This is a genomic window from Micromonospora sp. CNZ322, from assembly GCF_007827755.1.
Window position 1 is genome coordinate 1 of the sequence record NZ_VITD01000020.1, and the last position, 17,038, is coordinate 17,038.

Sequence of the window (17,038 nt, forward strand, 5' to 3'; positions counted from 1 at the left end):
CAGCTCCACTCCACAACCGGAGGCCTTCACCTACCTACGACATCAGATCGTGTCGTCACACAATCTCGACCAACGTCCCTGGGCAGTACACCTAGACAGTGCTGTCGAGGCGTGCCGGGCCGCGGTGGCCACCACCCCGGTCGACCACCCGGACCACGCGCTGTACCTCGGTAACCTTTTCCCGGCGCTGTTGCGTCACTTCTATCGCGACCAGTCGCGGGCGGAGCTCGACGAGGCCGTCGGCGTCATTCACCGTTGTGTCGACCTGACTCCGCCGGACAGCGCTCAATGGGCAGACCGCCGGTCGGGCGTTGCCGCCGTGCTCTTCACCCGCTTCGAGACGTACGGGAATTCCGCCGATCTCGACGAGGCGATCAGCGTCGCCCGTGAGGTCATCGACCGCGTCTCGCCATCCGACCCGGAACTCAGCTCGCACTTGCACGGGCTCAACATCATGCTCCGGCACCGGTACCTCCTTTGCGGTGACGAGCGGGACATCGCCGAGGCGGTCGAGGTGGCCGAGACGTCGGTCGACATGCTCACCGCCGATCACCCAGAACGGGCCGGTCGATTGTTCGATCTGGCCAACACCCGCCGCGCGCGCCTCCACCGGCAGGGAGACCCGACGGACCACGATCGCGCTCTCAGCGAGTTCCGCGCCGGTGCCCAGGTCCAGACTGCCTCCCCGGCCGCTCGCGTAAAGTGCGGCCGTCAGTGGGCCAGGATGGCCGCGGAGAGAGGGGAGTGGGACGAGGCCGGCGCGGCCTGTGCCCTCGTGCTGGGGCTGGTGCCACAGCTGGTCAGCCACGCGCTCGACTTCGGCGACCGCCGCCGCCACATCGAGGAGCTTCAGGGCCTCGGACAGCTGGCGGCCCGCGCCGCGATCGAGCGTACCGGCTCCGCGGACGACGCCTGGGTGATGCTCGAGGCGGGCCGGGGCGTGCTGCTCGGGCAGGCTCTCGGCGTACGGTCGGATCTCGCCGAACTGAGGGCCGCGGAGCCGGACCTCGCCGACCAGGTCTTGCACCTGCGGGTTCGGCTGAATGCGCCTTCGCCGGCGGACGGGCGCGCCGACCAGATCGCCACGGTGTTGCGGCCGCTAACCGAGGACCGCCGCGAGCTCGTGGAGCGCTGGCAGGAGCTGATGGAGACCATCCGGTCGAGACAAGGGTTTCAGCGATTCGGCCTGCCGCCGACCGCGGACGAGCTCCGGCCCGCCGCAGCAGGGGGTCTGATCGTCGCGGTCAGCATCTCGGGCACCGGCTGTGACGCGCTCATCCTCACCGAGACCGCCAGCGACCGCTTGGAACTGCCGGGGCTAACCGAGGAGCGGGTGATCGAACAGGCCAACCGGATCCTGCGAGCGCTGCGCCCGCCCGCCGGCGAGAAGATCGACACCAGCTCAATGCACGACGTCCTTGAGTGGATGTGGGACACGATCGCCGAGCCGGTACTGAGGCACCTCGGCCTCACCGCGCCCCCAGAGCCCGGCGCGGAGTGGCCGCGGATGTGGTGGATCCCGACCGGAGCGCTGACCGTCCTGCCACTGCACGCCGCCGGCCACCACCGGGACCCGGCTGGCGGCCAAAGTGTGCTGGACCGGGTCGTGTCGTCGTACACGCCGACCGTCCGGATGTTGCTGCACGCCCACCGGCCTGCGCGCCCGGCGCGAGAGGCGCTGGCCGTGGGTATCAACCGGACGTCTGACGACCGCGTCCCGGCGCTCCACATGGCCGAACGCGAGGCCACGACCGTCCACGAGCTGCTCGCCGGCCGGCCGCCGCTGCTTGGCGAGCGGGCGACCCGAGCGGCGGTCCGGTCAGCCCTGCCCGAGGCCGCGTGGATCCACCTCGCCTGTCACGCGCTGTCCGACCGCGCCGACCCGGCACGGAGTCACCTGACGCTCGCCGACGGCCCGATTACGGTGGGCGATCTGTTCGAGGTTGATGTGCCGGACGGGTACCTCGCGTACCTGTCGGCCTGCGACACCGCCACCACGCCGCTGAGTACCCTCGATGAGGCGATCCACATCGCCGCGGCGTTCCAGATCGCCGGCTACCCGCACACGGTCGCGACGCTTTGGCCGATCTCCGATCTGCTCGCGCCGGATATCGCATACCGGATCTACGAGGCCGTTCTCCACGGCGCCACCCCCGCCCATGCGGTCCACCGAGCCGTACGGGACCTCCGCGGGAGGCACCCTGATGCGCCGCACCGCTGGGCCTCCCATGTTCACTTCGGACCATGACGAGGAGCCCCGCCGTGCCGCCCCCCTCCCGCCGGTTCGTGACCATCGCTTCCTGGGTGGCCGACATCATCGCGTACGCGCACACCTGGCCGCTCGACGAGCGGGCTGTCAGCCGCTACGAGGCGGTCCTCGACGCCATCGAGGCCGCGGCCTCATCGCGCGACCAGGAGGCGATGAGCGCCGCACACCACGCCCTCGTGGACCTCGGGGACCACAACACCCGGTACGGCAGCCGCGCCCGGCCGAAGGCGGTGTCCGAGCGGCCGTTCCCGCACGAGCGCACCAACGAGTTGGTGCATCGTCTGCGCGGCATCGGCGGAAGCCCGGAAGGACGGGGCGGAGAGGACCGCGGCGAGGGCAAGCATGGTGCCGACACTGACTGATCACCGGCTCGTCCTGCACTTCTTCGCGCCGCTGACCGGCCCGGACAGCGCGACCGCCCACGGGCAGCTCGACGAGATCTGGCGGGCCTGCGCGGAGAAGCTCGGCATGACCGCCTTGGTCGACCCGAATACCCCGGCCGATCCGTCTCCCGCCACGCCGGGCGGCCGCGCCAGAGGCACGGTCGCCGGCCGGCGGGCGCCCGGTGCGGCCCTGCGCGAGGCATGGTGGGACGAGACGGGTGACGTCACCTGCCTGTCCGTGACCCTCAGCCGGGACGCCCCGACATGGTCCGAGCTCCACGACGAGTGGACCGCCGCTACGCCGGACCTCGACCCGCGCTCGCTCCTGGGGCAGGCACTCGTCTTCACCGCCCTCGTCGAGCCCGGCCGCAGCTCGCCCGCCCAGCGGTGCCGAGCCATCGAGCGGGATCTCCCAACCGCACTCCGGCCGATCGACCCCCGATGGGCGGACTCTGCCGTCGATCTGGACGCAGGCGTAATCGCCCACCGGCTCGACCCGGCCCGAGACCCGGGACCGATGCGACTGCTCGCCGTCACCGCGCCAGTGCGGCGCGACCACGACCTAGGCGACCGCGTCTGGGCATCGGACCTCGGCCCTGTGGGGCGGTACCTGCTGCACGCAGGAAAGCTCGACTACCAGCGCCGCATCCTGGACGGCGACCGGGACGGCCTACGCGCACAGTTGGTGCGCGTCAACGAGGCACTGGACCGGCTCCAGGGGGAGCTTGCCGCCGGGCCCGGCGGGTTCGGTGACGACGCCCTGCACCGGGCGCAGGACGAACTGTCGCTGCTGCGGACCGATCGCTCCGGCATCATCGACACCTCAATCCAGGCGCGCCGGATGCGGCGTACTGTGCAGATCACCGCCGCCAATATGGCCGCCATGTTGCCGGCCGGGTCGGGTTTCGCCGCTGCCGACCAGCGCGCCGCTGCCGAGCTCGACCAAGACCTCGACGACCTGAGCGCCTACCTCGACGCCGCTGCCGAGCGTGCGAATCACATCGCCGAGATCGCCGAACGGGAGGTCACCCGCCGCGCGCAGCTGCGGACCGAAGCCGCCCGCCGCCGTCAGGAACGCTTCACACTGACCCAAACCGCAATTATCGGAACGCTGTTGATGGTGCTTACGGCCATCCAGGCGCTCAGTTACCGGGTCCCGCTTCCCGGGCCTGTCAGGCCCGCGCTGATCACCACGCTTGGCGCCGCGGTGCTCTGGCTGTCCGTCGTCGCCGTACGCCTGGTGGGCGCCTCCGCGTCCCGCGCAACGGTCGAGTGCGCCGCCTTCGGCGCGCTCGTCGCGGCGCTCACCTGGCTGGCAACCTCATGGCTCGCCGGGTCGGTCTCGTGGATTCCGGTGGGCCCTCTCGCCACCACGCTGATGTCCGCGGCCGGCCTAGCTATCGGATACGCCGCGGCGGCGTTCTGGTCGCGGCGGTCCTCAGTCTAGGTAGTTCCGCGTGTCCGGCAGCTTAAATCTAGCCAGGGCGTCGCCTGGCTGCCGCTTGCCACGGCGTCAGGTCGCGTTCCTCCCGGCGGATCGTGCCTGCACTGATGGTCAGTTCTGGGGTCAGATGCACTGCCCTGCCGCGTTAGTCGTTGTCCGGCGCTGGAGTTCCGGCCGCTTGCCGGATCAGGTCCAGTAGCAGCTGCTGGTGCGCGGTGATGTGGGCTGAGTTGAGGCTCATCCGGTACCGGCCCCACCGCGCTGCGTACGACAACACATCGAGGCCGGAAGCCTCCAACAGGGCACTGGTTTCGTCGCTGCGTGGCAGCCGGATCTCCAACACCGCGTGGCTGCGCCGCGGTCGCACTTGCACGAAGTTGTCGGCGATGCCGTCGCGGGCCAGACCGATGTAGTGCTTGTTGTACTTCAGCTGCATACCGGGTGTGATGGCGTTGACCAGCGCCAGCACCTCGTCTGCGATCGATACGGACGCCAACGAGCTGCGTTGTACCCAGTACGACCGGTCGGTCGCCTGCCCTGGCTCGTCCTCTTCATCCGTGCCCAGCCGGGTTACGTCCAGTACGGTCGTGGCACTCAACGTCAGCGTCCCGCCCACGTCTAGAGCACGCATTTGGATCGCAACAAGCGGGATGGCCCGGTTGAACAGGCTGATCACGTTCAGGAACCGGCTGGTGATGTCCTCGGCGACCAGCACGGCGACATGCTCGTACTGCGGGTACCGGGACCGCTCGATGTCCCAGTACTCGATGGTGCGGATGATGTGCGCCTCGTCGGTGGGACCGAGCTGGATCTCCACCTCGTATCGGGTGGGCTCGTCCGGGTCTACCAGGAGCAGGTCCAGCCGGCCTGCACGCGGTTGCCGCCGCTCTGCCTGCATCAACACCAGATCGCCCAACCCGAGCAGGCTCGGGTCCTCGGCAATCAAACCTTGCAGCCACTTCTCCGAGAACCGCGGGTTACCCCGCAGGCTGATCGGCTTCGCCTTGCGAAACTCCACCTCCGGTGCCCCTCTCCTCGCTAAGACGGAACGGCGTCGCCGAGTATGCACCACCCGCGCCCATCCTTGCATTGACGACGGCGCCTCGTAGCGGGCTACCACCCGCCCAGCCACCAGCCCCGGCCAAGCGGCAACCATCAGAATGTGGCCGTTTGATTTTGTCTGTCTTGCCGCCACAAGCATCCGATGAGATCAACCAGCACGGCCATGACGCAACCGATCCGCCCTGGCAATATGCCCCCCGTTTACCCCCCGAAAACCCCCGGCCAATCGTTGACGGTCACGTCCGCGCTGGTGGTGTAAGAGACGGCCATCACTGGATCCGGTTTGATGTTGGGCGGCGATCGGGGTCGGGTCGGGTTGGTCGTTGGTGTGTTGGTTTTGCGAGGCGGTGACGAGTCGGGCTTTGGCTAGTAGCTCCATGCCCATGTAGCGGCGGCCTTCGGTCCATTCGTCGGTCTGCTCGGCCAGGACCGCGCCGACGAGGCGGATGATCGCCGGTCGGTTGGGGAAGATCCCGACGACGTCGGTGCGGCGGCGGATCTCCTTGTTCAGGCGTTCCTGCGGGTTGTTCGACCAGATTTGACGCCAGATCTCGCGTGGGAATCCGGTGAAGGCGAGCAGGTCGTCGTGGGCGTGGTCGAGGTGTTCGGCTGCGGCGGGGAACTTCGCCTCGATCGTGGTCACGACCCGGGCGAACTGGGCGCGGACGGCTTCGGCGTCGGGCTGGTCGAAGATCGTCCGCACCAGAGTCGCGATCCACGGCTGGGCTGACTTGGGCACCTTCGTGAGCAGGTTGCGCAGGTAGTGGGTGCGGCAGCGTTGCCAAGCCGCGCCGGGCAGGGCGGCGCCGATCGCGGCGACGAGGCCGCGGTGAGCATCGGAGATGACCAGTTGAACGCCGGACAGACCCCGGGCGGTCAGCGACCGTAGAAACGCCAGCCATCCGGCGCCGTCCTCGTCGGAGGCGACGTCCAGGCCGAGGACTTCACGTTGTCCATCGGCGTTGACGCCGACAGCGACCAGCGCGTGGACGTTGACCGTGCGCCCGTGCTCGCGGACCTTCATCGTCAGGGCGTCCATCCACACGAAGGTGTAGTGCGCGGCATCGAGAGGCCGGTTGCGGAACGCCTCGACCTGCGCGTCTAGGTGCGCGGCCATCTCTGACACCTGCGACTTGGACAGCTGCCGGACGCCGAGCTGCTCAACAAGTTTCTCCACCCGACGAGTCGAGACGCCGAGCAGATAGGAGGTCGCCACCACCGAGACGAGAGCTTGTTCGGCTCGCCGGCGATGCGTCAGCAGCCAGTCCGGGAAGTAGCTGCCCTGCCGCAGTTTCGGCACTGCCAGGTCGATCGTCCCGGCACGGGTGTCCCACTCCCGCACCCGGTATCCGTTGCGGGAGTTGACCCGCTCGTCGCTGCGCTGCCCGTAGCCGGCGCCGCAGATCGCGTCGGCTTCGGCGGACATCACCGCCTGCGCGAACGTCTTGATCATCGCCTGCAACACGTCCGGCGACGCGCCCTCGATCTGCTCGCGCAGCAGGTCAACAGGGTTCACACTCTCAGATGCGGCCATCGCGTTCTCTCTTCCTTCTCTGACTTGGTCGTCTTGAAGGATCGACGCGATGGCCATCTCTTATCTACGCAACACGCCCATCACGGGCAAGTCGTACACCACTCCCGTGGACGTAACCGAGCGAGACCCTTTCTGTGCCTACACCGCAGACGGGAACGAGCACTGGACGCTCGACCTCGCGCGGCAATGATGGGCCGGGCGAAAGCGGCTGGCCGGATGGATCGACCAGGTACGACACCAGTGGTCAGTCAGCGATCGGAGCGGCGATCGTGACAACGCGGCGGGCCTGGCCGAGTTCGGCCGGTACCTCGACGACGGGCTGAAAGCTGATCTTCGTGACTATGTTTTCTGGCTGGATAACCGAAGACCTCGACAGCCACGTGAGGCGCTCCCGAGCCTTGGTTCGTCCTGAAGCCGTGCCTGTGGTGCGCGCTTGCCGCAGATCGGGCGAGCGGAATGGACAGCAGGCCTGCTGAGGGGTGGCACCTCTCGTCGAATGCCGCGCAGACGTCGCCTTGTCTCTCCTGGCCGGTGTCGAAATAAGCCGTCAGGTATGCCTGCGGGTTCAGCTGGTTATCCCTGATCAGTGAGAGGATCTCCGCGCAGTGTTCCGGGGGGTCGAGCACCCGGTACGAGTGAGCGAGATGGCTGACGGGTTGAGTCCAACCACGGCGAGGGGACGTCGATGGGAATGTTGGAGACGATGATGACGCAGGTAGCGGCGCTGATCGGCGTGGTGGTCGGCACTGTCGGCACGATCATTGCCACGACAGTGGCCGAACGGGCTCGATGGCGGCGCAGTCAAGTGGTGCGATGGGACGAGCGGCGGCTGGACGCCTACGCCGATTTCACGCGGGCTGTGAAGGAGACCCATCTGCTGGCGCTGGGAATGCTCAGCGCCCACAGACCCGGTGCCCGTACCCCCGCACTTGACCGTGAAGAGGGGTTAGCGCGGTTGGCTGAGGCGGATGTGCGACACACGCTGACATGGGAGGCAGTCCTGCTGCTCGGTGATGAGGTCACCGTAAGGGCAGCCTCCGCGTGGCGTCACGCGGTGCGAGCTCTGGAGCAGGCCGCGCGTTCCTTACCGGATCCGCCTGACGACCTGACGGAACTGGTCCGGCGAGCCGATGAGACCCGTGACGGCTTTTACCGTGCTGCGCGAGGCAGCCTCGGTGTCCGCGGCGGCATCGTCGACCAGGTGCGGCGGCCAGCCGACAATCGTGTGCCGGCCATGCGCCCCTGACGGCTGTGGGTGGCGTACGGCGACCCACTGTCGATCGGCTTCTGTGGTCTCGTCAGCAAGCCAGGCGAACGGGCATCCGTCCGCCCACCGCGTCAGGGGTGAGCCACCCGGCGTTCTGAGACCCGACAGCCGGGTTGCCCTCGACTCATACCATGCCCACAGACATGAGGGTCAGGTGGTTCTGTGGACACGTTACTCGGTCAGATTCCGACGATCATGGGCGTGTTGATTGGCAGCATTGCCACCTACCTTGCAACGTCAGCGACAAGCAAGGCTCAGTGGCGACGCGAGACGCAAGCGCGATGGACCCAGATGTAGATAAGTGCATACACAGACCATGCCCATGCTCTGAAGAACATGACCGACCTCGCCCGACGCATCGCCGCGTACGGCGACATCGATGGCGTCGCAGATCCGCTATCTCCAGACGTTGGACTGCCTCAACTCTCCGCTGCAGAGCAGGATCGCTCAGCGAAGTGGGAATCTGTGCTTATGGTGGGCGACCCAGCTGTGATTGAGGCCGGACAAAGGTGGAAGCAGTGCGTCTGGCGTTTGGAATGGCTAGCTCGTAATCGGAGTGACGTTGGGCTCGACTGGGCTAGCGCCTTGTCACAGGTAGGCGACGCGAAGCATGGCTTCTATTAAGCGGTCCGCCGGTCAATCGGCACTCCAGGAGGGTCTCTGCGTCGCTTCGGGCTTGCCCCATGGATTGCCGCGATGAAAGAATCGCGTGCAACCGTAAGCAGCTCCGCCCTGACGGACGAGGTCACCCCGCCGAACTAATTGCGCTGATCAAGGCCGCGTCACCCCAGGGACTTCACGAGTGACGTGACGCTGTCCGTGCGCAACCGGCCCTAGGCGAGCAGTACGGCCCGCACGGTGGCTGTCTCGGGGAAAACCTGGTGCAGCACCGCGACTTGGAGATTGGTCCGGGGGCCGCCGCCTCGCGGGCGGCGGCATCGCGAACTCCAACGCGCGCAGATGCCGCTGAAGGGGCAACGGACACACACCGTTGTCCCGACCCGCGTCCCTGGGAGGCAGACCCTCGCCGTCGACAGCGCCACTCACGCGCACGGACCTTGCCGGGGCGGATCCGCTCGATCGAGCAGGACCCGTCCGCCAGTCGGGTCGCCGGCCGCAGTGACGCCTGACCGTTACGGTGCAGGTACCTTCGCATCGGAAGGGCTCCGGTCGCGAGGGATCGACCGGAGGTGGAATGCCCGGCGTCCACCCCGTTCCGTATCACGAAACGTTCGGAAATGGATCAGGCGTGGGGAGGGAATCGGACGGCCGGATGCATGGCGAGTCGATCATCCTGCGGTTCTGTCGTCTACTGCCCTTATGCTGCAAGATAGGCACGGTTACCGGCCGGATCCGCGCGGTCCGATCTCGAGCCGCACATCAGCGTCGGAGAAGCCCATGACCACCCAGAACAAATCCCCAGTCACGCCAGGTCCTGCGCATGGCGATGCGTCTCCTCTGGGGGGAATCGCCGGTGCCTGAATCCGACCTCGACTTCTACGCCTACAGCCTGCTCGAGGATGTCCGGGCGTACACCGAGGTGAACGACTCGGAGCCGCAGGAGGCGTTCGCCGGGCTGGTCCTTGAGCAGTTGTCGGGCTACGGGCTGACGGAGGATCCCGTGGTCGTCCGCTTCAAGGATCACGGGGTGGAGGTGAGTGGCTTCGGCCTGTCATCGGATGACCGATGTCTGGACCTCTTCATCACCAGCTACAGTCCGCGCGCGGACGAGGACCACAAACTCAATCGGAGTGATGCCGAGACCGCGTTCCGCCGACTCGAGAACTTCCTGTCCCGCTGCCTCGCCGGGACGGTCGTCCGGAATGAGCCGTCGTCCGAGGTCGCCGGCATGGTGTCGACTGTCGCGGAGAAGTTCGCCGAGGTTGACAAGGTCCGGTTCATCTACATCTCGAATGCCCGCAGCGTCGTCCGGGATGCGCTGCCGCCGCTACGTTTTCAGGAACGCGAGATCGCCCGGGACGTCTGGGACCTGCGCCGCCTCGCCAACTGGACGGCGTCGGGAAGCCGCGCCGAGCCGATCGTGGCTGATTTTCCCGACGGGCTGCCCTGTCTCGGCACCCCGCAGACCAGCTCCGACTACGCGGTGTTCCTGGCCATCGTGCCCGGCAACGATCTCGCCGATCTCTACGGACGCCACGGCGCGCGCCTCCTCGAGCTCAACGTGCGATCGTTCCTCCAGGTCAAGGGCGCCGTCAACAGCGGCATCCAGAGAACCCTGCGCGAGCATCCCGAGCGGTTCCTCGCCTACAACAACGGCATCGCCGCCACGGCATCCGCGGTGGATTTCCACACCGACGACAGCGGGCAACGGAGTATCCGCCGGATCCATGACCTCCAGATCGTCAACGGCGGGCAGACCACTGCGTCGATCCACCACGCGCGTCGGACGACGGACATCGGTCAGGTGCTCGTCCAGATGAAACTCACCGTCGTATCCCCCGAGCGGCTGGACGAGATCGTCCCGAAGATCTCCGCATACTCGAACACCCAGAACAAGGTCAGCGCCTCCGACCTCAAGGCGAACGCCAGCTTCCACGTCGACGTCGAGCGGATCATGCGCACGCTCTGGGCGCCACCCGGACCGCTGCACGAGAGCGACACCCACTGGTTCTACGAACGGGCCCGGGGGCAGTACGCCAACGCGGTGACCGCGGAGCTCACCAGGTCGCGCCAGAAGGTCTTCAAGACCATGAACCCGCCCGATCAGAAGTTCACCAAGTCCGAGCTCGCCAAGTTCGAGATGTCCTGGTCGATGCGGCCCCAGCAGGTGAGCCTCGGCGCCGAGAAGAACTTCACGTTGTTCTCCGAAGGCCTCGACGAGACGTCCGCGGTTGTCGATAAATCGTACTGCCAGAACCTCGTGGCCAAAGCCATCCTGTTCCGCCGCGCGGACAAGATCGTCGCGCGACAGAACTTCGGTGGATACAAGGCCAACATCGTCACCTACACCGTGGCGAAGCTCGTCCAGATGACGGGTGGTCGTCTGGACCTCGACCGGATCTGGCGGACCCAGGACCTGTCGCCGGCGACGAAGGAGGCGATCGCCGAGTTGTCGACACTCGTGCAGAAGGTGATCACCTCGCCCCCCGTGGGGCGGACGCACGTCGGTGAGTGGGCGAAGAGGGATGAGTGCTGGGAAGCGGTACGGGAGATCGCATGGATGGTCCCGGGGCAGCTCCAGGCCGAGCTGGTCGAGCTCGACGCCTATCCGGCCGACATCGAGACCCTGCAGACGACGCCGCCGCGCAGCTGGCGTGACCTGGCGGTGTGGGGCGAGACCACCGGCTCATTCGATGCGGCCCAGCGGGGCGTCATCAGAGAGATCACCCAGGCGCTCGAGCAGGGGTACACCCCGGCAGGCAAGCACCTGCGGGCCGCATCGGTCCTGATGGAGGTCGCGCGGGGTCGTGGGTTCAGACCGACGGGCGGCGGTGGCGCCGATCAGGATGGCCCCTTCGCGGCAGGGGCGCGGTGAGATGATGCGGTGGCGTGAAGACGTGCCGGTCGTCGGATCGGTTGAGCTGCCCCCGGATCCGCACGCACTCGATGCACTCGGGCGGAACCACTCCCTGGAGACCGCGCTGGCGGACCTCGTCGACAACTCCGTGGACGCCGGCGCGAGCAGTGTGCTGATCCGCTTCATCCAACGCAACGCCCGGCTGATCGGCCTGTACGTGGTCGACGACGGGCACGGCATGACCCCCCGCTCCATCGACACCGCCCTGACGCTGGGTGGGAGACGGGACTACCGTTCGACGGACCTCGGCCGTTTCGGTATCGGATTGAAAGCTGCGTCCTTCAGTCAGGCGGCCAGCCTGACGGTCCTGTCGCGCGCATCGGGCCACGAGGCGGTCGGTCGGCGGTGGTTGCAGGGACAGAACCGCGACGGCTTCCACTGCGATGTGGTCCCAGGGGACTTCGCCGTCGCCGAGCTTGACCGGACGTGGCCGTTCAGCACCTCCCCGTCGGGCACAGTGATCCGGTGGGACCAGGTGGGGGGCTTCCCGGCATCCGAGGACCCGCATCTGGTGGGCACATTCCTGTCGCGCACGGTGGACCATCTCCGGGGACATCTCGGGCTCATGTTCCACCGCATCCTGGCCAAGGGGAAGCTGAGCATCACCGTCGATGTGGAGGATGTCGACGAGGGGGTCGGTGTCCCGGCTGAAGTCCGCCCGCTCGACCCGTTCGGTTATCGCAGCTCGCCGGACGGCTGGCCGAAGACGCTCGCAACAGAGGTCGACGGCGTCGCTCTGTCGATCCAGTGCCACATCTGGCCCGGCAAGTCCAACAACGCGGAATACCGCCTGCCGGGGGGCGCGGAGTTACGGCAGGGCCTCTACTTCTACCGGCGTGACCGGCTCCTGCATGCGGGCGGTTGGGAAGGGATCCACGCGCCGGACAAGAAGCTGCAGCTCGCCCGTGCAGCCATCGACATCGACGGCGACGTTTCCGGACTCTTCACCATGAACCCGGAGAAGTCGCGGGTGACCGCCGGCGCGGGATTCGCCCGCGCTGTCGGCGCCGCCCGCGCGGCCGACGGCAGCACCGTCACCGACTTCCTACACGCTGCAGAGCAGACGTGGGCGACCAGCAATCAACGCGAGACCGCCCGGCGCCGCCCGGTGGTCCCGCCCGGACGCGGTATCAACCCGCGGGTGAGCCGCGAGATCATCGACGAACTGCCGCAGCTCAACGAGTCGCCGCTCAACATCCTCTGGGTGAAGTTCGACAACAACGACCTGTTCCACGTTGAGCGCGAAACCATGACCCTGCTGCTCAACAGGCGATACCGTGCCGCGCTTCTGGGAGGCCGGCGGGGAGGTCTCAACGACGCCCCCCTCGTCAAGGCCCTGATGTTCCTGCTGATGGAGAACGTCTTCCAGGGCGCCCACCTCGGCTCCCGGGACAAGGACAACATCGACCTGTGGCAGGAGATCCTCACCGCCGCCGCCCAGGCTGAACTGGCGTCCTTCGGAGGGCGTGGGTGACCAGCCCGGACCGGCATCTGAGTGGTGACGGCTTCGCGGCATACGTAGCGACCGGGGTGCCGATGGAGCACCCCGTCGACGGCACGCCGAGAGTCATTCTCTTCACTGATCCGGCGAACCACCGGATCGGTCTCCGCGGCCCCGCCCGCGGCAACGAGACCCCCGCTCCCACCGGCCTGGAGCACGTCAGCACGACCCTCGTGCACGACGGAGCCAACCGCCTGATCGAGATCGCCGTCCATGATCCCCGCCTCTTCGCCGATGCCTACCCCGTCCTGTGCGGGGTGGCCGACCGGGCGCAGCTCGACGGGCTGCCTCTCAGCGCCGCGCTCCTCGAGACGCTGCGCCACATCGGCCACCTGATCAGGCCCGAGGACACGCTGACGAGAGAAGTGGAGACAGGGCTCATCGGCGAGCTCTGCCTGGTCGCAGGGCTGGCAGCCACCATCTCACCCGACGCAGCGATCGCGGCCTGGCGCGGCGGTACGGAGGAACATGACTTCGGCCTGCCCGATGTCGATGTCGAGGTGAAAACCACGACGTCGGAGCGCCGGATTCACCGGATCTCATCGGTCGACCAGTTGCAACCGACAGGTGACCGGCCGCTCTGGCTGCTGTCGCAACAGATCACGAAGGCCGGTAGCGGCGGCAGAACCCTCGCCGAGCTGGTTGACCGCGTACGGCAGATGATGCCGGTGGGTGGCCTGCGCGAAAGCTTCGAAGATCTCGTACGGCGGGCGGGGTGGCGGAGCCGCTTCGCCGCGGGTCCGCTGCAACGCTGGAGGCTCCGTTCCGATCCAGCGCTGTACAGGGTCGCCGACCCCTTCCCCCGGTTGACCGGGGACCTGATGAGGGCCGCCGGTGTGGACCTCAGCCGCATCACTGACATCCGGTACAGACTCGACCTGACCGGCAGAAGCACCGACCCCGCACCCGAACCTCTGCGGATCGCGGTTTCGGCAGGACGACAGGAGCTGCAATGAGCGACACGGTGACTCTCGCCTACGGCTCAGCCCTCGACGGCATGCAGCGCAGCGGTCCGATGCCCATCCATCCCGTCGCCGCGATGTTCGGCAACGATCAGAGTCTCACCGATGGAGCGGCCCTGCTCACGCATCTGCAGTCGGCCGGGCCCGAGGATGCGTTACGTCAGCAGTTCGCGCAGGTACTGGCCGGTTGGGACCACGTGGACTCGGATGCGGTGTGGGCCGCAGGCACGGCACGCAACACCTCGGAACGGCGTTCAGCGATCGTGTCCACGCTGCAGCTGGACCCCGCGACGCAGCACCTGGTGGCAAGCCTCTTCCCGCACGCCACCGCGCCCATCGTCATCGCTGACGACTGGAAGGAATGGCGCACTGCGGAGCGACGGGGTGAGCGCGACTTCTACTGGTCGCACTACCGCAGGTACCTGTTGAACAAGGGCTGGGACGCCGGCGTCGTCGCCGGACTGGACCACGCCACCGAAGATGTCGTCAGGCGCCTGTCCGACCCGACCCGCGAGGTCGCCTACCAGGCCAAGGGCCTCGTGGTCGGTTACGTGCAGAGCGGCAAGACCGCGAACTTCACCGGCGTCATCGCGAAAGCCGTCGATGCCGGCTACCGGCTCGTCATCGTCCTCACCGGTACCACCAACATGCTGCGCGCCCAGACGCAGCGTCGTCTCGACATCGAACTCGTGGGCCGGGAAAACCTGGAGCAGGAGATCTCCGCTCACGACAGCAGGGGCCACGAATACCAGGACGACACGGACTGGGAAAAGGACCGCTTCGTCCGTCATGGTGGGCGCCCGTCGGACATCGGATACCCCGACATCCGGCGCCTCAGCACCCGCGGATGGGACTACCGGCGCCTACGCCAGGGATTCATGGCACTGGACTTCCCCCGCCGCGAACGCACCCAACCCCTGTTCGCACCCGTCAACCTCTACACCAGTGACGCCCGGCTCGTCGTTGCCAAGAAGAACAAGACCGTCCTGCAGGACCTCGTCGCGGACCTCGGTCGGATCAGGGAGCGGCTCGGCGAGGTGCCGGTCCTCATCATCGACGACGAGTCCGACCAGGCCTCGGTCAACACCACGAGCCCGAAGAAGTGGACACAGGACAGCAAGGACCGTACGGCAATCAACCGGCTCATCGGTCAGCTGCTGTCCATGATGCCGCGGGCCCAGTACGTCGGATACACCGCGACGCCGTACGCCAACGTCTTCGTTGATCCGTCCGACGTCGAGGACATCTTCCCGCGGGACTTCCTCGTCTCCCTGGCCCGCCCCGTCGCCTACATGGGCGCCGAGGACTTCCACGATTTCGACACCGACATCCCGCTGTCGGAGCGCACGCTCGAGAACTCCCAGGAGTTGCGGCACGTACGGCTGCTCGACGAGGAGCCGCAGGACACCGACCTGCGGACCCCGCTCGACATGTACCTGCTGACAGGCGCGGTGAAGCTCCACCGTCAGCGCCACGGGCACGCCTCCTACCAGCACCACACCATGCTCGTGCACGAGGCCATGTCCAAGGCGGTGCACCGCGACACTGCCGACGTCATCAACGCCATGTGGAACAGCGGCCAGTACCGCGCACCCGCGGGTCTGGCACGTCTGCGGGCCCTCTACAAAAAAGATGTCCTGCCCGTCAGCATCGCATCGGGTGCCGACCTGCCGACGCCGGCGGACTTCGATGACCTGCGGCCCGACATCGCGGCCGCCCTCGACAAGATCAGCCCTCCTGATCAAAGTAGCGGACCGGTCATCGTGGTCAACAGCGACAAGGACCTCGAACGACAGCAGGAGAGCCTCGACTTCGACATGCGGCCGATCTGGCGGATCCTCGTCGGCGGCAACAGCCTCGCCCGCGGCTTCACCGTCGAAGGCCTCACCGTCACCTACTACCGACGCGTGACCAAACAGGTCGACACCCTCATGCAGATGGGTCGCTGGTTCGGCTTCCGGCCAGGATTCCGCGACCTCGTCCGCATCTACACGACAGAGGAACTCCACGAGATGTTCGCCGCGGCGTGCAAGGACGAGGAGTATCTCCGAGCGGAGCTTCGGCGCTACTCGCAACCGACCGACGGAGAACGACAGATAACTCCGCGGCAGATTCCGCCGCTCATCGCACAGCACCGTCCCGACCTCAGACCGACCGGCCGGAACAAGATGTGGAATGCGACGCTGGTCGAGAAGAGCTCGCCGGGCGAACCGATGGAGCCGGTCGCATACCCGAACCCGGGCTCCCGTGCGGGGGACGAGAAGACCCGCGCCAACGCTGCGGCGTGGCTTCCCGTACTTTCCGCCGCCACGAAAACGGTTCGGTTCAAGACCGTGCGCGCGTCCAAGGTTGCCGGTGTGTCAACGATTCAGGACACCGGAAAGTTCTACTCCGCACGCATCGCCGAAATGGATCACCGCGAAGTTGTCGAGGTGCTCAAATCCCTCGAATGGCTTTCTGCAGATACCTTCAAGCCGGAGCTGACGTGGCTCAGCGGCCTCAGCCCTGAGCAACTGAAACGCTGGTTGATCATCTTCCCCCACCAGGTCTCGGACGAAAGTCTCCGGACGATCCATGATCAGGGACCGTTCAGCATCTTCCGCCGAGTCAGGACGTCGACCGGTTCACTCAGCGCCGTCAGTGAATCGAGGCACCGCAACGCCGCCAACCGAATCGCAGGACTCAGAACGCCGGTTTCCGACCCGGAGGCTGACCGACTGTATGCCCCCGCCACCGGCGCCATCATCGTCTATCCGAATGTCGAAGTGGACGTTCCGGATGCCCGGTCCGTCAATGACGGCCTTGTCACCATGGCTTTCCAGCTTGTGACGCCCATGAGCACGCTGCCATCCAGCGGCAAGTTGATAAAATGGCAGACACACAACAGTGCCGATGAATCAGCCATCGTTGTCGATGCTGAGTAGTTGAGCGTCTGGCAGGTGCACGAACTCAGCGCACTCACCGGTCATCCCCGCCCACCAGCTCCGTCGCGATCTGCTCGAACTGCGGCATACCGCACGGACTGGTGGCTGCTCCAGGCGTTCCCTCCACCCGCATGCCCTTGTGCCTACCCCGCCG

9 protein-coding genes and 1 pseudogene are annotated in these 17,038 nt (G+C 66.9%); 8 read left to right on the forward strand and 2 right to left on the reverse strand.

The annotated features are described in order from the left end of the window. From FB453_RS30965 to FB453_RS30975, 3 genes are all read left to right on the forward strand, one after another. Positions 1-2,248, forward strand: a 2,248-nt coding sequence (locus FB453_RS30965; protein ID WP_222431442.1) for a CHAT domain-containing protein, incomplete at its 5' end; no start/stop codon positions are given. Positions 2,249-2,262: 14 nt separating this feature from the next. After that, positions 2,263-2,631 carry a hypothetical protein gene (locus FB453_RS30970; protein WP_145795932.1) on the forward strand — a complete coding sequence of 123 codons (369 nt, stop codon included), beginning with the start codon at positions 2,263-2,265 and terminating at the stop codon, positions 2,629-2,631. Next, positions 2,612-4,099, forward strand: a complete 1,488-nt coding sequence (locus FB453_RS30975) for a CATRA conflict system CASPASE/TPR repeat-associated protein (protein WP_145795934.1) — start codon at positions 2,612-2,614, stop codon at positions 4,097-4,099. Before FB453_RS30970 ends, FB453_RS30975 begins: the two co-directional genes overlap by 20 nt. 142 nt (positions 4,100-4,241) lie before the next feature. Here the strand turns inward: FB453_RS30975 and FB453_RS30980 are convergent, their stop codons facing one another. Beyond that, positions 4,242-5,297: a hypothetical protein gene (locus tag FB453_RS30980; protein WP_222431443.1), complete on the reverse strand. Its 1,056-nt coding sequence runs from the start codon at positions 5,295-5,297 to the stop codon at positions 4,242-4,244. A gap of 162 nt (positions 5,298-5,459) precedes the next feature. Beyond that, positions 5,460-6,692 (reverse strand): annotated as a pseudogene (locus FB453_RS30985) (IS256 family transposase); the annotation flags it as partial. Between the two features lie 685 nt (positions 6,693-7,377). On the opposite strand from FB453_RS30985, the gene FB453_RS30990 reads away from it, so the two are divergent. From FB453_RS30990 to FB453_RS31010, 5 genes are all read left to right on the forward strand, one after another. Next, the gene (locus FB453_RS30990; RefSeq protein ID WP_486480535.1) at positions 7,378-7,938 is read left to right on the forward strand and encodes a hypothetical protein; all 561 of its coding nucleotides are present in this window, start codon (positions 7,378-7,380) and stop codon (positions 7,936-7,938) included. A gap of 1,462 nt (positions 7,939-9,400) precedes the next feature. Next, positions 9,401-11,455, forward strand: coding sequence for an AIPR family protein (locus FB453_RS30995; RefSeq protein WP_145795936.1), 2,055 nt, complete (start codon positions 9,401-9,403; stop codon positions 11,453-11,455). A 22-nt stretch (positions 11,456-11,477) separates the two neighbouring features. After that, complete coding sequence (locus tag FB453_RS31000) at positions 11,478-12,971, forward strand: ATP-binding protein (RefSeq protein WP_486480536.1); 1,494 nt, start codon at positions 11,478-11,480, stop codon at positions 12,969-12,971. Beyond that, the gene (locus tag FB453_RS31005) at positions 12,968-13,954 is read left to right on the forward strand and encodes a PD-(D/E)XK motif protein (protein WP_145795941.1); all 987 of its coding nucleotides are present in this window, start codon (positions 12,968-12,970) and stop codon (positions 13,952-13,954) included. Before FB453_RS31000 ends, FB453_RS31005 begins: the two co-directional genes overlap by 4 nt. Further along, a complete protein-coding gene (locus FB453_RS31010) occupies positions 13,951-16,884 on the forward strand; it encodes a Z1 domain-containing protein (protein ID WP_145795943.1) in 2,934 nt (977 codons plus the stop codon). Before FB453_RS31005 ends, FB453_RS31010 begins: the two co-directional genes overlap by 4 nt. The last annotated feature ends 154 nt before the right edge of the window (positions 16,885-17,038 follow it).